This is a genomic window from Bradyrhizobium paxllaeri (genome assembly GCF_001693515.2).
Classification (GTDB): Bacteria; Pseudomonadota; Alphaproteobacteria; order Rhizobiales; family Xanthobacteraceae; genus Bradyrhizobium; species Bradyrhizobium paxllaeri.
In genome coordinates, this window is the sequence record NZ_CP042968.1 from 2,130,599 (window position 1) to 2,149,374 (window position 18,776).

Sequence of the window (18,776 nt, forward strand, 5' to 3'; positions counted from 1 at the left end):
AGGAAATCGCTTGAGGTCGATATGACAGCCGAAGTCACTCAATTCATCACCATTGAGGCTGCTGAACACGTCGCGGAATCGCCGTTCTACATTCCGATGACGGGCCCGGCGACGCGGCAGCGCCGTTCGCTCAAGCACGACGACACCTTTATCGTACTCGACAGCCACGGCGATATCGGCGCCTCGGCCGGCGGGCCCGACGGCCTGTTCAATGCCGATACGCGTTATCTCGCGCGGCTGGAGATGGTGCTCGACGAAGTCCAGCCGCTGCTGCTCGGCTCCAATCTGCGTGACGACAATTCGGCGCTGACCGTCGACCTCACCAATTCCGACGTGTACCGCAACGGCAGGCTGGCGCTGCAAAAGGACACGCTGCACATCGTGCGCTCGATCTTCCTGTGGCGCGGCACCGCCTACCAGCGCATCGCGCTGCAAAATCACGGCGAGCGGCCGGCGATTTTTGACCTGACGCTGCTGTTCGATAATGACTTCGCCGATCTGTTCGAAGTGCGCGGCGAGCGCCGATCGCGCCGGGGCATAGGTTCCAGCCGGTTGCTCGGCCCTGCCGACGTGGTGCTGGAGTATGGCGGGCTCGACGGCCAGGCCCGCATCACCGCCTTGCATTTCGAGCCGCGGCCGACCCGGCTCGCGGTCAATTCAGCGACCTATCATTTAGAACTCGAACCCGGGCAAGTGATCGCCCTGTTCGTCGCGGTGTCCTGCAACAAGCCGATCATGCAGAAGCCGATACCGTTCTTTCGCGGCCTGCTGGCGCATCGCCGCGAGATGCGACGGTCGACGGCCGGCGCAGCCAGCATCGAGACCTCGAACAACATCTTCAACGAGGTGCTGTGCCAGGCGATGGCCGATCTCAACATGCTGATGACGGATACGCCGCAGGGCAGGTATCCCTATGCCGGCATTCCCTGGTATTCGACCACGTTCGGCCGCGACGGGCTAATCACCGCGCTGCAGATGCTGTGGGTCGATCCGCGCATCGCCAAGGGCGTGCTGCGGCGGCTCGCCCATTTTCAGGCCAAGGCGACCGATCCGCTTTCGGATGCCGAACCCGGCAAGATTCTGCACGAGATGCGCGGCGGCGAGATGGCAGCGCTGCGCGAGGTGCCGTTCGCGCAGTATTACGGCAGCGTCGATTCGACACCGCTGTTCGTGCTGCTGGCCGGCCTCTATGTCGAGCGCACCAGCGACGACGAAACGCTGGCTGAGTTGTGGCCTGCGATCGAGGCGGGCTTGCGGTGGATCGACGGTCCCGGCGATCCCGATCGCGACGGTTTCGTCGAGTACCAGCGCGCCACCGAGCAGGGGCTTGCCAATCAGGGCTGGAAGGATTCGTTCGATGCGATCTTCCACGCCGATGGACAACTCGCCGAAGGCTATCTCGCGCTGGCGGAAGTTCAGGGATACGTCTTCGCCGCCAAGCGGCTGGCGGCACGTTGCGCCCGCCGGCTCGGAAAGATCGATCGTGCGGCGGAACTCGAATCCGCCGCGCTGTTGCTGGCCGACCGGTTCGAAGCGGCGTTCTGGTGCGAGGAGCTCGGTACCTACGCGCTGGCGCTCGACGGTGCCAAGCGGCCGTGCAAGGTGCGAACGTCCAACGCCGGCCAGCTTCTCTTTACCGGCATCGTCCGAACCGATCGCGCCCGGCGCGTGGCGGCCGATCTGATGAGCAAGAAATTCTTTTCGGGATGGGGCATCCGCACCGTGGCCTATGGCGAGGTTCGCTACAACCCGATGTCCTATCACGACGGCTCGATCTGGCCGCATGACAATGCGCTGATCGCGCTCGGCTTCGCGCGTTACGGCCTGAAGCATTCGGTGGCGCATCTGTTCAAGGGTCTGTTCGATGCCGCCAGCTACATGGATCTGCGGCGGCTGCCGGAACTGTTTTGCGGATTCCGCCGGGAAAGGCGCCGCGGGCCAGTGCTCTATCCCGTCGCCTGCGCGCCGCAGGCCTGGGCCAGCGCAACGCCCTTCACGCTGTTGGAGGCGGCGCTCGGCCTCGAATTCGACGCCGCACGCGGCGAGATTCGCCTTCGCGATCCAAAGCTGCCGGAATTCCTCAACGAGGTGGTGCTGCGCGACCTGCAGCTAGGGCCCTCCAGTGTCGATCTGAGGGTGCGTCGCCACAACGATGAGGTCTCGCTCGAAGTATTGCGCACGCGCGGCCAGATACAGGTGTCGATCGTATTGACGCATTAGCGATGGCGGATTTGCTTAACCGAAGCGTCCGCCAAGATCAGGAGACCACATGCGCGCCGGTATTCTCGTTCTATCTTTGATCGCCGGGTTAGCGATGAGCCTTCCGGTATCGGCAGCGGAAGACAGCGGAACGCAGGGAAGCCGTCCCGCGCCGGCCGAAGCCGCGAAAGATGCCACGAAAGATGCCACGAAAAAGGAACCGGCGCCTCCACCTTCGGTCACTGTGATCGGGGCCCGTGATGCGCTCGGCATTCTCGGTCGCGAAGTCCGCAGTGCAGCCAACGAAAATATGGGACGCATCGTCGACGTGATCGTGGACCGCGGGGGTGCTGTACGCGCCGCAGTCATCGATTTCGGCGGATTTCTCGGCGTCGGCAGTCGAAAGATCGTCGTCGACTGGAGTGCGCTGCATTTTGGTCGTGTTGCCAACAAGAGCGACAGCATCACGCTCGAGCTGACGAAGGAACAGGTGACCGCGGCACCGGAATACAAGCAGGACGCGCCGGTAATCGTGCTAGGTGCGGCTGGCCGCTTACAACCGTGGGATTTCGACAAGTAAGGGAGAGACGATCTGGTCGCGCGCCCGTCTCAGTCGCTCGATCTGATGAACGACGATCGCCAGAAGCGATCCGTCGGCGAGGGCAATATCGTGCCGCAGCCGCCCGCTCCCAGCGAGCGGCCCAAGCCGTCGCGCGAAAGCCACCGCGGCCTCGACTGGTTCATCTTCTTTCTCGCCGATGTGCAGACCGGTTTCGGCCCTTTCGTCGCGGTCTATCTGACCACGCAGAAATGGACGCAGGTCGAGATCGGTTTCGTGCTTTCGATCGGCGGCATCATCGGCCTGCTCGGGCAGATGCCGGGCGGGGCGATCGTCGATGCCGCGCGCTCCGAGCGGCTGGTGGCGGGGCTGGCGGTCGCTACCATCGGCTGCTGCGCATTGGCCTATGCGTTATGGCCGATTTTTCCGGTCGTCACCGCAGCCGCGACGCTGCATGCGCTGGCAAGTTGCGTGCTGGGCCCGGCCATTGCCGCAATCAGCCTCGGTCTCGTCGGCCCGCTTGCGATCGGAGAACGGCTCGGGCGAAACGCCCGCTTCGCGTCGCTCGGCAACGGCTCGGCGGCGGCGCTGATGGGTGCCGTTGGTTACCTGGTGTCGAACCAGGCGGTCTTTATCGTTACCTTTCTTCTGGCCATCCCCACATTGTTGGCGCTGTCGCGGATTCGCGGGCAGGAGATCGATGTGGCGCAGGCCCATGGCGCCGTGGTGCGTGAGGTCCCCGACAAGGAAGCCACCAGCGTTTTCCATCTGCTGCGGCAGCGGCCGCTGTTGATCTTTGCCGGCGGCGTGCTGCTGTTTCAACTCGCCAACGCCGCCATGCTGCCGCTGATGGCCGGCGTGGTCACGACGCGATCGGCTCAATGGGCGCCGGTGCTGATTGCGGGCTGCATCATCGTACCTCAAGCGATCGTTGCGCTGACTTCACCCTCGGTCGGCCGCAAGGCGCAGGCCTGGGGAAGGCGACCGCTTCTGCTATTGGCGTTCGGCGCGCTGGCGATCCGCGGATTACTGTTTGCGGTCGTGCGCGATCCCTATCTTCTGGTTCTCGTGCAGGTGTTCGACGGCATCACCGCGGCCGTACTCGCCGTGATGGTGCCGCTGATCGTGGCCGATGTCGCCTATGGCAGCGGCCACTTCAATCTGGCGCAGGGCGTCGTCGGAACCGCGACCGGCATCGGTGCATCGCTCAGCACGGTGCTGGCCGGCTATATCAGCGACACCTTTGGAAGCAGCATCGCCTTTACGGGACTGGCCGGAATTGCAGCCCTCGGCCTGACGGTAATCTGGCTGTTCATGCCGGAGACCCGGCGGACGGAGTAAGGCGTACGGTCAGCAGCGCGGCGATGGCCAGCGACGCGCCGACACCGGCGACGCAGGCGATCCATCCGAAACGATCGAACAATTGGCCCAGGGCGGCGCTGCCGACGAGGCCGCCGAGGAAATAGCAGGCGAGGTAGGTTCCGCTGGCGATGCCGCGGTTGTCGCTGGCGGCCTGTCCGACGAAGCCCGTGGCACAGGCCTGTGCGAAGAACGTGCCGATGCCGACCAGCACCATCCCCGCCAACACCTCTGACAGATGCGAGGACAGCATCAAGGGGAGGCCCAACGCGGCGACCGCAAGCGCGGCACAGATCGCCGGCCGGGTGCCGAAGCGCGCTACCGCTTTTCCCGCGAACAGCGTCGTCAGCACGGAAGGCGCGAATACGAAATAGACGAAGCCGAGATCCATCCGCCCGAGTGACAACGGCGCGCGGACGAGAGCGAAATTGACATAGGTGAAGGTGCCGATGAAGGCGAACAGGATGCAGAAGCCGGTCGCAAAGGCCGATCGCAGCGCCGGCTTGCGCCAATGTGCGATCGTTGCCGCGAACGGCGATGGCGCGGCAGATGTCGCCCGCATCGGCTTGACGCGCTCGATGGTGAAGTAAACCAGCCCCGCGCCGGCAAGATTGAGCAGCGCAAAGAAATAGAAGTTCGAGGCCAGCCCAAGCGTGTCGACCAACGCGGCCGAGACCAGTCGTCCGATCAGGTTGCTCGCGACGTTGCCGGTGATGTAGGCCGCGAATGCGCTGCCCGCTTCCATCGCGCTGCATTGTTCACCGAGGTGGGCCAGCGTCAGCGCAAACGCCGAGGCCATGCAGAGGCCTTGCGCGATCCGAAGTACGGTGAATGTCGTGAGATCGGGCGCGATCGCCAGCAAAGCGGTCGGAACCGCCAGCAGGATCAGGCTCACGAGAATGCCGCGCCGACGGTCGATATGTGGGCTCAGGAAGCCGACAACGAGGCTGGCGATTGCCATGCCCAGCGTGCTGGCGTTGACGGCTACGCCCATCTCGGCGGGCGATACGTTGTAGTGCCGGGTCAGCGAGGGAAGGATCGCCTGCGTCGCGAACAGATCGACCACGGTGAGGAACGCGGTGAGCCCGATGACGAGGGATCGCAGCACTGTGCCAGGTGAGCGACCATGCATTGTCATCGCTTCGGATTCCATCGGCGCGGAAATGCCGGTCATGGCGCTTCTCACTATCAGCTCGGAAAAAAGAAGGATGTGACACCTGGGCGTGCGGGGCGACACGTGGACCCCAGGCCGTCACATCCGGCAACGAGACGTCGGGAGGCGCTCGTTACAGCTCTTACATGTTGTGATCGTGCGGGTCCTTGCGGACGTCGCCGACATAGAGAATGACGGTTTCCTTGCCGAGGTTCTTCCACCAGTGCGAGGTGCCGGCGACCTCCGGCCTGATCTCGCCGGCCTTGTGCACGATCGGCTCCGAACAATTGCTGGCGTATTCGACGATCTCGCCTTGTTGGACAAAGATCAGCGCGGGACGGTCGTCATGGCTGTGCCAGGGCACGATGCCGCCGGGCTCGATCGTCAATTTGCGGAAGCGCAGCTCGCGATCCCTGATGTTGGCCGGCTGCTTTTCGAGATTGATCGAGCCGAGCGTAATGTCCGTGACGCCGACCGGCTTGTGGTCGACCATCGGGCGGACGTTCGCTTGCATCTTTCCGGCTGGGCATTCGCCGGCGATGGCGCTGGACGTAGTTGCAATCGAGCCTGCAATCATTCCGACGAATGCAAGACTCTGCCAGATGGTGTGTGACGCGACGTTGGATTTGGACATGTCATGGTCTCCTCTGTTTCTGTCTTTTGCCGCGGCCTCGAATGATCTGGCCGGCTACGTCATCACCATCAAGGAAATCGGCCGCGGGAGGAAATGCCGGTTGGCTCTTGACTCCATAGCGCCGCGCTATGCGGCTAGCCGTGGCCGAGCATGTGTTTGATGTCGGAGGAGAAGGTCGGGTAGGCGTAGACATTTTCCCGGATCTGGCTCGCGGTGATGTTGAAGCGCATCGCCAGTCCAAAAATGTTCACGAGCTCCTGGCCGGCATGCCCGACGAAATGCGCGCCCAGAATGAGGTCGGCCGATCGGTCCACGATCACCTTCGACCATGCCACGGTCTCGGCATAGGTTTTCGCGGAGAACCAGTCGAGCATGTCATTGGTGTGAACGTCGATGATGAGGCCCTTCTGCCTGGCGGCGGCTTCGGTCAGGCCGACGGAGGCGAGCGGCGGCACGGTGTAGACGGATGTCGCCATGCTGGCGTAGTCCGGGCTGTGTATCGGGCCTTCTACGATGTTGCGGCCGACGATGTCGCCCTCATAGGTCGCGATCGGCGACAGTTGCGGTGAGGTCGGTACTGCGTCGCCGCAAACATATACGTTCGGGTTGGAGGTCGAGCGCAGATGCCGGTCGATCGCGATGCGGCCATTGGCGTGCTCGACCTGGCCCGCGGCGAGATCAAGCGTATCGACATTGGCAATGCGTCCCGCGCCATTGACGATACGGTCGGCCTCTAACGTGTGCTCGGCTCCCTCGTGGGTGAAGTGGACGCGCAGGTGGCCATTCGCTCTTTCAATTCGCTTGACGCTGACGCCAGTCCTGACCCGGATGCCGATACGCTCGCTCTCGGTCTGCAGGCGTGCGACTGCGTCTGCGTCCATGGCCGGCAATAGCTGCGGCAGTGCCTCGAGAATCGTGACTGCAGCGCCGGCGCGGGCATAGACATGGCCAAACTCAAGTGCGATGACGCCGCCGCCGACGAAAATCACCGAGGCAGGTAGCTCCCGCTCGCTCAGCATCTCGTCAGAAGTGATCATCAGTTCGGCACCCGGGATCGGCAGCGGCCGCGGCTTCGATCCCGTCGCGATCACGATGTGCCTGGCCTCAAGCCTGCGGTCGCCGACGCGGATGCTGGTCGGACCGGCAAAAGCGGCATGGCCCTTGATGACCTCGACATTGCGCTTGGCCATGGAGCGGGCGAGGTTGGCCGGGATGTCCTTGATCATGTCCTTCTCGCGATCGATCAGTGCCGCCCAGTTGAGCTTCGGTCTGCCGACGGCGATATGATGAATGGACGCGCGCTCGATTTCGTGCAGTGCGTGGCCGGCGGCAACCAGCACCTTCTTCGGCGTGCAGCCGCGGTTCGGGCATGTGCCGCCGAGAAGATCGGCCTCGATTATCGCGACCGACATTCCCGCGTGCCGGACCGGACCGGTGACGCCGATGCCGGCATTGCCGCCACCCAGAATGGCCACGTCGAATTTCTCCGGTGTCATCGAATTGATCCCTCTGTTGGCAGCTCCTGATGCCGATCAGGCCGCGCCGTCGGCGCAGCCTGGAGACGTCACGCGTGACGGGTCGGCGGCGTTACCGGGTCGTAATCGTCGAGGTGATCGAGCCCACCACCTTGGTCGCCATCTCGAACTGCGCGACACGATCCCTGATGTTGTGGCGCTTCGCGATCCATCCGAAATCGGTCCAGACCGCCCAAACATCGCCATTGTCGTCCTGCGTCAGCAGCAGCCGGACCGGCCAGTCGAGGCCGGCATTCGGGTTCGAGGTGATGAACTGGGTTCCGAGCGGCGGATTGCCGAACACCAGCAGCGTCGAAGGACGCAGCTTGATGTCGGCGTCGGCGGCGAGCCTGGACTGGTCGATCTCCATGAAGAACTTGATGCCCTTGCCGGCGATATCGGCCTTGATGCGGCTGATCGCCTCCGCCATCGGCACCGCGCTCTTGACGCGAACGATACCGTCGTCACTGTCGGCGCGTGCGGCGGAGACGACGGAAACGATCAGCAGGACCAGCAGCAGCGAGGCGCAGAAATTTGCAATGCGGTTCGTCAAATGGGCTGTCATCGGAAATCTCCTGTCGGTTGGCGCATGCCTCCGCATGCTTTCGAGGACAGGATGAAGATCCAGCCGGCCCATATGAAATGCGGATTCGCTCTGAAGTCGATAGCGCGGGGCTATTGGCCGTCGCTCAATACGCCGCGGCTATCGAACCGATTGTGCAACGGTATTTCTCATTCAGATCCTGCGGCCTTCTGATGAGACAGCGCCCGATCGGCGGGCGTCACCATCCAGAGGAATAGCCATGAAAATCCTTTCCAAGACCCTGATTGCCGCCGCGGCCTTTACCGTCGTCGCCACCACGGCGTTCTCGCAAGTTCCCTGGGAATTCAATCCGGGCATGGCCTATATGTATGCCGGTTCCGGCAAGATGTCGGCGATGGCGATGGCCGCGACGCCCAAGAACCACGACGCGATGATGAAGAACGCCAAGAAGGTGCCTGCTAACACCGTGTTTTTCATGGACAAGGGCCAGCTCTACTCGGCCTCGGGCATGCTCGACCCTACCGGTAACTTCTATCTGCCCTGAATCGAGCACTGCAGCGTCGGGCCGCCCTTGCCGGGCGGCCCAGACCAGAAAATAATGCGGATATGCCGGAGCAAGCCATGACGACAACGCTATCGCCAGCCAACGCCGAACGTCTCAAGGAGGCGTTCCTGCGGTGCCGCGACATGGAAGGCAGCTTGCGCGAGCAGCTCGAGGCCTATGCTGCGGAGGGGCGGGAGATCTTTCCGGCCTATGGCGAAGCGGTCGACCGGCTGGTGGCGCGGCTCAACGAGAATGGTGGCGGCGAAAACGCGCCGCGGCCGGGCGAGGTGATGCCGCCATTCCTGCTGCCGGACGAGACCGGGCGCCTGGTCAGCCTGAAATCGCTCCTCGATCGCGGCCCGGTCGCGGTGATGTTCTATCGCGGCCATTGGTGCCCGTATTGCCGGCTGAATGTGTGGGCGGTGATCCAGGCCCATGCCCGGATAAACGCGCTGGGCGCACAGACCGTCGCGATCATGCCGGAGACGCAGGCCTATGCCGCAAAATTCAAATCCGAGGCCAATGCGCTGTTCCCCGTGCTGACCGATCTCGACAATGGCTATGCGCTGTCGCTCAATCTTGCGATCTGGTTCGGCGCGGAAATCCAGCGGCTGCTGTCATACCAGGACATGGCGAGTTTCCACGGCAATGACGGCTGGGTGCTGCCGATCCCTGCCACCTTCGTGGTTGGCCGTGACGGATTGGTGAAGGCGCGCTTCGTCGATCCCGATTTCCGCAAGCGCATGGAGATCGACGACCTGATCACCGCGCTGAAGAGCGCGAGCGAGGAAGCGTAGCGCTCAGGAAACTTCTGGCGCTTCAACGTCCCTCAAGCGCCGGCGGTCTTGCCCACGACCTGCTGCCAGTCGGCGCCGCGCAGCATACGCATCACGGCGGATGCCACGGCGGTGCGTTCGCGCCCCGCGACACCGTAGAGGTTGACGGTTCGCCGAGCGTCCAGCCCATCGACTGCGGCGCGCTTCAGCGTCGGCGGAATTGCTGCGGTATCGGGCACCACGGCGACGCCGATATCGGCCTCCAACAGTTCGATCAAATCGCGTTCGGATGCGATCTCGTGGCTGCGATCGACGTCGAGCCCATGTTCGCGAAGCGAAGAGTTCACCCGCGCCGCATGCTCGCAGTAAATCCGTGACAGCAATTGCTCGGCGCGAAGATCGCCAAAATCGATTTTCTCGCGCGTCGCCAGCGGGTGTTTCTTGTTGACGACGAGTTGAAAGCTTTCCGTGAACAGTGGCCACGTATCGAGCCGGTCCCACTCTTCGCTGATCTCGGCGGCTATGCCGAGCTCGGCTTCGCCCTTCTTCAGAAATTCCGCAACTTCGCGGGCATTGCCGCGCAGGAAGCGAAACTCCAGGCGGTTGAACATCCGCTTGATCTGGTCGAGATGCGGGATCAGCAGCGCGAGGTCGACGGAGTGGGTCAGCGCGATCCTGAGTGCGCCGACTTCCCCGCTCTTGAAGGAGGAGGCGAGCTCGCGGGCACCGGTCGCTGCCTCATAGCATTGCTTGAGCAGCGGGTGCATGCGCTGGCCGAGTTCGGTCAATTGTGCGGCAGGGCGCTCGCGGCGAAACAGGTCGCCGCCGAGTTCGGCTTCCAGCTGCTTGATGGCGCGCGTCAGCGACGGCTGCGTGACGTTGCACTCGTCGGCGGCGCGCGTGAAGTTGAGCACGCGCGCGACCGCGAGGAAGTAGCGAACCTGATGCATCTCCATGGCCGTGCCCCGGTCTGTCTTGATCGCACCGTACCCGATCGCGGCTGGCGATGACACCATAACCGCCATAGCGCCGGCCTATGGTTTTGGAAGCCAAACGGCATTTCCTCACTTCAAGCCGGAAGGGCAGGGTGGGGCCGGGATGGTCAGCATAAGCGCTGAATCCCCCACACGAAAGGATAGCCATGAATATCCAGCTCAATGCTCGAGGCGTGGCGGCCGAGCGGCCGCTGACTGGCAAGGTCTCGCTGGTGACGGGTTCGACCAGCGGCATCGGGCTCGGGATTGCCCGCGCGCTGGCGGAGGCAGGCGCAGCAGTGGTGCTGAACGGGTTTGGTATCGCGACCGAGATCGCCAGAACTCGGAATCAGATCGAAGCCGAGTTCGGCGTCAACGTCAGCTATTCCGCCGCCGACATGACGAGCCACGATGCAATCGCCGAGATGATTGCGGCTACCGTCGCCAGTCACGGACGGCTCGATATTCTCGTCAACAATGCCGGCATCCAGCATGTCGCGCCGCTCGACCAGTTTCCGGTCGAGAAATGGGACGCGATCCTGTCGATCAACCTGTCGTCGGCGTTTCACACCACGCGGCTCGCACTGCCCGCGATGCGTCAGAACAAATTCGGGCGGATCATCAACATCGCCTCCGCGCACGGGCTGGTCGCTTCGCCCTTCAAGGCGGCCTATGTCGCGGCCAAGCATGGCATCGTCGGCCTGACCAAGGTGGCGGCGCTGGAGACGGCGGAGGACGGCATTACCTGCAACGCGATCTGTCCGGGTTATGTCTATACGCCGCTGGTCGAGGCGCAGATCGAAGGACAGGCCAAGGCGCACGGCATTTCGCGCGAGCAGGTCATTCACGACGTGCTGCTGGCGCAGCAACCGAACAAGCGCTTTGCCACGGTCGAAGAGCTTGGCGCGCTGACGGTGTTTCTCGCCAGCGATGCCGCCGCATCGATCACCGGTATCGCGTTGCCGGTCGATGGCGGGTGGACGGCGCACTAGCGCTGCGACAATCCAGGAGAGCGTGACATGAACGAGCTTCAGCGCAGTCATTCTTCGCACGTACGGCCCCCCGCCAAATCGGAGCCCGGGCAGGTCGTGCTGGTGCTGCAGGGCGGTGGCGCGCTCGGCTCCTACCAGGCCGGCGTCTATCAGGCGCTGCACGAGGCGGGCATCGAGCCGGACTGGATCATCGGCACTTCGATTGGCGCCATCAACGCCAGCCTGATTGCCGGCAATGCGCCGCAGGACCGGCTATCGCGCCTGCGCGAGTTCTGGAAGCGAATGGAGCAGAATCCGGTCTGGCGTTTTCGCGACATCATTCCGGGCTTCAACGAAAAGCTCGCTTACTGGTCGACGGTGACCAATGGCATTCCCGGTTTCTTCCGGCCGAATCCGCTCGCCCATGCCGGCGACAGCTATCCGCTGGGGGCCGACAATGCCGGCTATTACTCGACCGCGCCGCTGGAACGCACGCTGATGGAGCTGGTCGATTTCAATCTGGTCAACCAATGCACGCCGCGCCTGACGGTCGGCGCCGCCCATGTCCGCAGCAGCCAGATGCGCTACTTCGACAGCCGCGACGGCGAGCTTGGGGTCAAGCACATCATGGCCTCCGGCGCGCTGCCGCCGGCATTCCCGGCCGTTCGCATCGATGGCGAACTCTATTGGGACGGCGGCATACTATCGAACACACCGACGGAAGCCGTGTTCGACGATAATCCACGCAAGAACTCGCTGATCTTCGCTGTGCATCTGTGGAATCCGTCCGGGCCTGAGCCGACCACGATGGCCGAGGTACTGAACCGCCACAAGGACGTGCAGTATTCGAGCCGGATTGCCAGCCAAATCGCCCGCCAGCAGCAGGCGCATCGCCTGCGCCATGTCATCAACCAGCTCGCTGCACGGCTGCCGGAGGCTGAGCGCAATAGCGAGGCGGTGAGGGAACTCGCCAGTTACGGCTGCCCGACCCGGATGCACGTCGTCCGGCTGCTCGCCCCGCAGCTCAGCCGCGAGGACCACACCAAGGACATCGATTTCAGCCCGTCCGGGATCATGCAGCGCTGGGACGCCGGTTACCGCCACACCAGAGCGGTGCTCGAAAAGAAACCATGGGTCGGCGAGTTCGATCCGCTCTCCGGCGTCGTCCTCCATGAACAGATAGAAGCCATGCCGGAAGCGGCGGAGTAATGAACGTCACGCGATGATGGAGGGCGCGATCGTCTTGCGATAGAGCGCGCTGTAGCAGGCGGCCGAAAGGTCCCAGCTGAAGGAGCGCGCCATGGCGCTTCGCCGCATCGCGTCGAGCTTGTCCTTGGCGCCGAAGGCCTCGAACGCGCGCCTGACGCCGCCGAGAAAGGATTCCGCTGACGGTTGCGAAAACAGGAAACCGGTTTCGCCGTCCTGGATGGTCTCCGCGAGCCCGCCGGTCTGGTGGCCGATCGGCAGCGATCCGAACCGCTGCGCATACATCTGGCTCAGCCCGCACGGCTCGAACCGCGACGGCATCAGCGTGAAATCGCTGCCGGCAAAGATTCGCCGCGCCTGGGCATCGTTGAAGCCGATGGTAACGCCGATCGCATCCGGCCTGCGGCGATGCGCAGCGACCAGCGCCTGTTCGATCTGCTGCTCGCCGCTGCCGGTCACCACGATCTGCCCGCCAGCCTCGATGATTTCGTCGGCGGCTGACAACACGAGGTCTACGCCCTTCTGGTGAACCAGACGTGCGACCAGGCCGAACAGCGGACCGCGCGACAGCGCTAGCCCGAACTGCTTGCGGACGTAGTCGGCATTGGCCTGTTTGCCTGTCCAATCGCCGGGGGCAAAGGTCTGCGCCAGATGCGCACAGGCGCTCGGATCCCAGCTTTCGTCGATGCCGTTCAGTATACCGGTCAGTTGCGCGGCGTTCGAGCGCCGTTGCAGCAGGCCTTCCAGCCCGCAGCCGAGCTCGCGCGTGGTGATCTCCCTGGCATAGGTCGCGCTGACGGTAGTCAGATGCGAGGCGTAGACGAGGCCGCCCTTGAGGAACGACACGTGGTCGTAGAATTCGAGCCCGTCGATGTGGAAGGAACTTTCGGGTGCTCCGATGCGGCGCAGCGCGTCCGGCGGGAACAGGCCCTGATACGCGAGGTTGTGGATGGTCAGGATCGACGGAAGCTTCGTTCCCCTCCATGCCAGATAGGCCGGCGCCAGCGCGGCCTGCCAGTCGTTGGCATGGATCAGGTCTGCTGCCCAATTCTTGTCCACGGTGCCCGCGGCAAGCTCGGCCGCGGCGGAGGCAAACCGGCCGAACCTGATGTCGTTGTCCGGCCAGTCGCGCCCGGATTCATCCCCATAGGGGTTGCCGGGCCGGTCGTATAATTGCGAACACAACAGCACGTAGACGGGCAGGCCATCCTTGGTCGCCGCGCGCCCGAGCGAGCAGGCCGGCATTTCCGCGAGTGATCCGCATTCCCCAACGATTTCAATATGGGTGAGCTGTTCGAGAATGTCCCGATACCCGGGCAGCATGACCCGGACATCGCTCCAGCGGCGCAGCGCCCGGGGTAGTGCTGCGGAAACGGCAGCGAGACCGCCGACCCGGACGAAGTCATCCATTTCAGTGGTGACGAACAAGACCTTCAAGGCAAACGTCTCCGTACCAACCGCAATGGTACTGATGCAAGAATGGGTCCAACTTCCGATGCAAATACAACGCGTGCTCCGGACGGTCGTTCCTCTGCGACTACTTCCCTGTCGGCGCTGCACAATTTAGGGTCACGCCCGCCAACAAAACGAAATGGCCGCAAACGGCCGAAGGAGCTTTACGAAATGACCATAACCGGCAACGATCAGAGGAATTTGACAGGCAGCTTCGCAGGCCTGCGCGTCCTCGATTTCTCAACCACGATTGCCGGACCGCATTGTACACGAATGCTCGCCGATATGGGAGCCGAGGTTATCAAGATCGAGACCGAGGAAGGCGAGACGATGCGGACCCGCCCACCGGTACGCAATAACTGCTCGACCGCCTTCGGCCAGCTCAATGTCGGCAAGAACAGTATTGTTCTGGATCTGAAATCGCCGAAGGGCGTGGAGGCGGTTCGCCGCCTGGTCGCGACCGCTGACGTGCTGATGGAGAATTTCCGTCCGGGCGTGATGCGGCGATTGAAGCTCGATTACGCCTCCCTGCACGGGCTCAATCCAAAACTGGTCTATTGCTCGATCTCGGGATACGGCCAGACCGGACCATCGGCCGAACTGCCAGCCTATGCGCCGGTGATTCACGCAGCCTCCGGCTATGAAATGGCGCATCTGGCCTATCAGCCGGGACGCAGCCGGCCGGACTATTGCGGCATTTACCACGCCGACGTGCTCACCGGCGTCTATGCGTTCGGCGCGATCTCGGCGGCGCTCTACCAGCGCGCGGCAACCGGGCAGGGCCAGCACATCGACGTCTCGATGCTGGAGTCGATGCTGAGCCTGACGCTGAACGAACTGCAGTGGTCGCAATTCGAAGTGAGGCCGACGCAGCGGCCGATGTTCGGCCCGATCGAGACGACGGACGGCTATGTGATGATGGCGGTCGCCAGCGAGAAAACGTTCCAGAGCCTGATGCAGGTGATCGGTCATCCCGAATGGGTCAGCGATCCGCGCTTCGCCAGATATTCCGATCGGCGGGATAACTGGGTCAGCCTGATGGACGGCGTGGAAGCGTGGTCGCGCACCGTGACGACCGAGCAGTGCCTCGCCGCTCTCAATACGCACGGCGTTCCCTCATCGGCCTATCGCACCGTTGCCGAAGCGTTGCGCGATCCGCAGATAGCGCATCGCGGCGCATTGGCCGAGGTCGAGGACGGCGGCGGCACCTTCAAGGTTCTCAACCTGCCGTTCCGCATGTCCGGCGCCAAGGTGTCGGCGGCGCCGCGCATGTCTACGCTCGGCGAGCACACACGCACCTACCTGAAGGAGACCGGCCTGTCCGAGGAGGAAATCGCATCCTTCGCCGGCAAGGCGCAGGTAGCCGCGCGCGGCTGACGGCGCGGTCCGCATAGCGAAACATGGACCTGCGGCGTTTTCATCCGCAGGCTGTGATCGGCCTTGCCCGCGACTGCGTTTCCGGACAATCTCGCGGGCAACCATCGACGATCCGGAATGCCGGACGAACGACACATCGGAGGAAACACAATGAAGGCGGGGATTCGTTCGGGCGCGCTTGCGCGAATATTTCTTGTGGCGGGATTTGGCGTGGCGTTGTCGGCTATGCCCGCCAATGCGCAGAAGCCGGGCGGTAGCATCTCCGTTGGACTCGAGATCGATATCCCCGGTTTCGATGTGCTGAAGGTCGGCGTTTACGACGCAGCGGCACTTACCGCATCATCCGCGCTGTTCGATACGCTCACCACGCTCGATGCGAACGGCAAGCCGCAGCCTAAGCTGGCACTGTCCTGGGAGCCTTCCGAGGACTTCAAGATGTGGACCTTCAAGCTGCGTCCCGGCGTCAAGTTCCACGATGGCACGCCGTTCAACGCCGCAGCGTTCAAAGCGAATTTCGACCGGCAGAAGGATCCCGCCAACAAGTGCCGCTGCGCCTTCTATATCTCCAATGTCAACAATGTTCAGGCGCCGGACGAACTGACGCTGGTCTATAACCTCAATGACCCCTCGGTGAACTTCCCGTCGCTGGTGTCCTACGCGAGCCAGACCAATGCGGTTCATTCCCCGACCGCGTGGAAGACCAAGGGAGATGAATACAACCGCAATCCCGTCGGTACCGGTCCCTACATTCTGAAGTCCTGGACGGCCGGCGATCGCATGATCCTGGAGAAAAATCCGGACTACTGGGACAAGGACAAGGTCTATTTCGACCGCATCACGCTGAAGCCGCTACCCGACGCGCAATCGCGCTTTGCGAGCCTGCAATCCGGCGAGGTCGACCTGATCTGGGATGATGAGTACAGTGCCGACAATATCCAAAAGGCGCAAAAAGATTCCAAGCTGACGGTGCACACATACTTGGGGTCCGGTGCGCAGGTGTACGCCTTCAACACTAAGGTCGCGCCATTCGACGATATTCGCGTGCGCCAGGCCCTGGTAATGGCGCTTGACCGCAAAAAGATGTCGCAGGCGATCACCAACGGTTTGTCCCGTCCGGCCAGTAATCCCTATGGCGACGGCTCGTGGGTCAAATGCAAGGACGACGGTGCGCTTCCGGAAGATCTTGAGAAGGCCAAGGCGCTGATCAAGGACTACGGCAAGCCCGTCGAGTTCAAGATGCTCGTCACGGCGACGCCACGCGGACGCATGGTTGGCCAGGTGCTGCAGCAGTTCTGGAAGCGGGCCGGCGCCAACATGGAGATCGAGCAGGTCGATCAGGCCACCATCCCGCCGCGCGCCTTCATGCGCCAGTTCCAGTTGACGCCGTGGCGCATCGTCGATCTGGCTGATCCTGACATACAGATGTACTCCAACTTCAAGACCGGAAGCCCGGTGGCGCTTGCCAACTACTCCAATCCGGAACTCGACAAACTGCTCGATCACGCCCGCGTCACGGCGGATACCAATAAGCGCATCGACGACTATTGCGCGATCAGCCGGCTGATCAACAAGGAGGCGATCTGGTTCTGGACGTTCCAGAACACCTACTACGCGATCTCGACTGCCAAGCTGAAGGGCTTGCCCAAGATGTATAGCGGGATGATCGACGTATCGCGCGCCTGGAAGGAATAGCCGCCTATGGCGTTCTTCGTTGCGCGCCGGCTCCTCTATCTGGTGCCGGTGCTGATTGCGGTTTCGCTGCTGACCTTCTTAATCGCGTCGCTGCTGCCGGGCGATCTTGCGTATACCATCCTCGGTGACCAGGCGACGCCGGAGAACGTGGCGGCGTTGCGGCGTGACATGGGGTTGGACCAGCCAATCTGGTGGCGCTATCTGAGCTGGCTCGGCGGCGTGTTGCAGGGCGATTTGGGCCGTTCGTTCCGCACCGGCCAGACGGTGTTGCAGGCGGTTTCCGAGCGGCTGCCGGTCTCGATCGAACTGATGCTGCTGGCGCAGCTCGGCGCTCTCGCGATCGGCGTACCCCTGGCGATCGTCTGCGCGGCGCGCAGTGGCGGACCGTTCGACCGCTTCATGACCGGCACGGCGTTCGGCATGCTGTCGGTGCCGACCTTCCTGTCGGCGATCCTCTTGATCTACTTCTTCGCGGTCGAACTGCGCTGGCTGCCGGCGACCGGCTATGTGCCGTTCGGCGAAGACCCTGCCGCAAATCTGCGCTTCATGGTGCTGCCGGCGCTGACGCTGGCGCTCGCCGAATGGCCCAGCATCATGCGCGTGCTGCGATCCGACATGATTGCGACCCTGCAGGAAGACTATATCTCGCTGGCCAAGGCCAAGGGGCTGAAGGCCTCGCGCATTCTGTTCGTGCACGCGCTGAAGCCGTCGTCGCTCACGCTGGTCACGATCACGGGCATCAATATCGGCCGGTTGATCGGCGGCGCGGTCATCGTGGAGACGATCTTCGCCCTTCCGGGCATCGGCCGGCTTTTGATTGGAGCGATCCTGACACGTGACCTGATCATCCTGCAGGGGGTGGTGCTGCTGGTCGGTGCGGGCTTCGTCATCATGAACTTCGTCGTCGATATGCTCTACGCCGTTCTCGATCCCAGGATTCGCCATGGCCACGCTTGAACTCGACGTCGCCGAGGAGGCCGTAAGCCAGCCCGCGCGCAAGGGCCGGCGGCTTGGCGTGCTGTTCTGGGCGGCGATCGGCTGGCTGATTTTCGTGATCGCGGTGGCGGTTTTTGCGAACGTCCTGCCGCTGCAGAGCCCGACCGACATGGATATGCTGGAGCGGCGCGCGCCGTTCTCCACCGAGCACTGGCTCGGCACCGACGGGCTCGGCCGCGACGAACTCTCGCGGCTGATTTACGGCGCGCGGATATCGCTGGTCGTCGGCATTTGCGCGCCGGTGATCGGGCTCGTCATCGGCGGCGCGCTCGGTATGCTTGCGGGCTATTTCCGCGGCCGGTTCGAATCGATGGTGGTCGGCAGCATGGATGTGCTGCTGGCGTTTCCGCCTTTGATCCTGGCGCTGGCGGTGACCGCCTATCTCGGGCAGTCGATTTTCAACCTGACCTTGATTCTAGGCCTGCTCAGCGTTCCCGCCTTCATGCGGGTGGCGCGGGCGGCGACGCTGACGCTGGCGCGGCGCGAATTCGTGATCGCCGCGCAAGCACTGGGGGCGACGCATGCGCGGATATTGCTGCGCGAATTGTTGCCCAATGTCATGCTGCCGCTGCTGGCGTTCTTCCTGCTCGGCGTTGCCGTCATCATCGTGGTCGAGGGCTCGCTGTCGTTCCTCGGCCTCGGCGTGCCGCCGCCGATATCGAGCTGGGGGAGCATGATCGGGGAGGGACGCGAGAGCCTCGATGTGGCGCCGCGGCTCGCTTTCATGCCTGCGGCGGCCATGTTCCTGACCGTACTGGCCTTCAATCTCGTCGGTGACACGCTGCGTGCGCTCACCGATCCACGTCAGGGCGCACTGTGACCGGAA

At 63.2% G+C, this 18,776-nt stretch carries 17 protein-coding genes; 11 read left to right on the forward strand and 6 right to left on the reverse strand.

Translation table 11 applies throughout. From position 1 onward, the window contains the following. The first annotated feature begins 21 nt into the window (after positions 1-21). Genes LMTR21_RS10080 through LMTR21_RS10090 form a run of 3 tightly spaced genes read left to right on the forward strand, consistent with a single transcriptional unit; the run spans position 22 to position 4,099 of the window. Entirely contained in the window at positions 22-2,220 is a 2,199-nt protein-coding gene (locus LMTR21_RS10080) for an amylo-alpha-1,6-glucosidase (protein ID WP_065756634.1), read from the forward strand. Positions 2,221-2,269: 49 nt separating this feature from the next. Then, a complete protein-coding gene (locus LMTR21_RS10085) occupies positions 2,270-2,779 on the forward strand; it encodes a PRC-barrel domain-containing protein (protein ID WP_065756633.1) in 510 nt (169 codons plus the stop codon). 45 nt (positions 2,780-2,824) lie between these two features. Next, the gene (locus tag LMTR21_RS10090; protein WP_065756632.1) at positions 2,825-4,099 is read left to right on the forward strand and encodes an MFS transporter; all 1,275 of its coding nucleotides are present in this window, start codon (positions 2,825-2,827) and stop codon (positions 4,097-4,099) included. Here the strand turns inward: LMTR21_RS10090 and LMTR21_RS10095 are convergent. The 4 genes from LMTR21_RS10095 to LMTR21_RS10110 form a co-directional block, all read right to left on the reverse strand. Further along, the gene (locus tag LMTR21_RS10095) at positions 4,071-5,291 is read right to left on the reverse strand and encodes an MFS transporter (RefSeq protein WP_065756631.1); all 1,221 of its coding nucleotides are present in this window, start codon (positions 5,289-5,291) and stop codon (positions 4,071-4,073) included. The genes LMTR21_RS10090 and LMTR21_RS10095 overlap by 29 nt on opposite strands. Before the next feature lie 121 nt (positions 5,292-5,412). Continuing rightward, the gene (locus LMTR21_RS10100) at positions 5,413-5,847 is read right to left on the reverse strand and encodes a cupin domain-containing protein (RefSeq protein ID WP_430642580.1); all 435 of its coding nucleotides are present in this window, start codon (positions 5,845-5,847) and stop codon (positions 5,413-5,415) included. Positions 5,848-6,038: 191 nt separating this feature from the next. After that, positions 6,039-7,400, reverse strand: coding sequence for a dihydrolipoyl dehydrogenase family protein (locus tag LMTR21_RS10105; protein ID WP_065756629.1), 1,362 nt, complete (start codon positions 7,398-7,400; stop codon positions 6,039-6,041). 91 nt (positions 7,401-7,491) lie between these two features. After that, positions 7,492-7,983: a DUF302 domain-containing protein gene (locus LMTR21_RS10110; RefSeq protein ID WP_065756701.1), complete on the reverse strand. Its 492-nt coding sequence runs from the start codon at positions 7,981-7,983 to the stop codon at positions 7,492-7,494. A gap of 238 nt (positions 7,984-8,221) precedes the next feature. Between LMTR21_RS10110 and LMTR21_RS10115 the strand changes: the two genes are divergently transcribed. Then, positions 8,222-8,506: a hypothetical protein gene (locus LMTR21_RS10115; protein WP_065756628.1), complete on the forward strand. Its 285-nt coding sequence runs from the start codon at positions 8,222-8,224 to the stop codon at positions 8,504-8,506. A 77-nt stretch (positions 8,507-8,583) separates the two neighbouring features. Then, the gene (locus LMTR21_RS10120; RefSeq protein ID WP_065756700.1) at positions 8,584-9,303 is read left to right on the forward strand and encodes a peroxiredoxin-like family protein; all 720 of its coding nucleotides are present in this window, start codon (positions 8,584-8,586) and stop codon (positions 9,301-9,303) included. A 32-nt stretch (positions 9,304-9,335) separates the two neighbouring features. Here the strand turns inward: LMTR21_RS10120 and LMTR21_RS10125 are convergent, their stop codons facing one another. Beyond that, positions 9,336-10,238 carry a LysR family transcriptional regulator gene (locus LMTR21_RS10125; protein ID WP_065756699.1) on the reverse strand — a complete coding sequence of 301 codons (903 nt, stop codon included), beginning with the start codon at positions 10,236-10,238 and terminating at the stop codon, positions 9,336-9,338. A 185-nt stretch (positions 10,239-10,423) separates the two neighbouring features. Between LMTR21_RS10125 and LMTR21_RS10130 the strand changes: the two genes are divergently transcribed. Together LMTR21_RS10130 and LMTR21_RS10135 are read left to right on the forward strand one after the other, a co-directional pair. After that, the gene (locus LMTR21_RS10130; protein ID WP_065756627.1) at positions 10,424-11,248 is read left to right on the forward strand and encodes a 3-hydroxybutyrate dehydrogenase; all 825 of its coding nucleotides are present in this window, start codon (positions 10,424-10,426) and stop codon (positions 11,246-11,248) included. Between the two features lie 27 nt (positions 11,249-11,275). Beyond that, positions 11,276-12,436, forward strand: coding sequence for a patatin-like phospholipase family protein (locus tag LMTR21_RS10135; RefSeq protein ID WP_065756626.1), 1,161 nt, complete (start codon positions 11,276-11,278; stop codon positions 12,434-12,436). Positions 12,437-12,442: 6 nt separating this feature from the next. On the opposite strand, the gene glgA is transcribed toward LMTR21_RS10135, so the two are convergent. Then, entirely contained in the window at positions 12,443-13,843 is a 1,401-nt protein-coding gene (gene glgA / locus LMTR21_RS10140; RefSeq protein WP_430642581.1) for a glycogen synthase GlgA, read from the reverse strand. A 213-nt stretch (positions 13,844-14,056) separates the two neighbouring features. Here glgA and LMTR21_RS10145 point away from each other — a divergent pair, with 213 nt between their 5' ends. The 4 genes from LMTR21_RS10145 (at position 14,057) to LMTR21_RS10160 (ending at position 18,770) form a co-directional block, all read left to right on the forward strand. Next, positions 14,057-15,262: a CaiB/BaiF CoA transferase family protein gene (locus LMTR21_RS10145; RefSeq protein ID WP_065756624.1), complete on the forward strand. Its 1,206-nt coding sequence runs from the start codon at positions 14,057-14,059 to the stop codon at positions 15,260-15,262. A 150-nt stretch (positions 15,263-15,412) separates the two neighbouring features. Then, complete coding sequence (locus tag LMTR21_RS10150) at positions 15,413-16,954, forward strand: ABC transporter substrate-binding protein (RefSeq protein ID WP_065756623.1); 1,542 nt, start codon at positions 15,413-15,415, stop codon at positions 16,952-16,954. A 6-nt stretch (positions 16,955-16,960) separates the two neighbouring features. After that, positions 16,961-17,911, forward strand: a complete 951-nt coding sequence (locus tag LMTR21_RS10155) for an ABC transporter permease (RefSeq protein ID WP_065756622.1) — start codon at positions 16,961-16,963, stop codon at positions 17,909-17,911. Further along, positions 17,898-18,770, forward strand: a complete 873-nt coding sequence (locus LMTR21_RS10160; protein ID WP_065756621.1) for an ABC transporter permease — start codon at positions 17,898-17,900, stop codon at positions 18,768-18,770. The genes LMTR21_RS10155 and LMTR21_RS10160 overlap by 14 nt, the downstream gene beginning before the upstream one ends. The last annotated feature ends 6 nt before the right edge of the window (positions 18,771-18,776 follow it).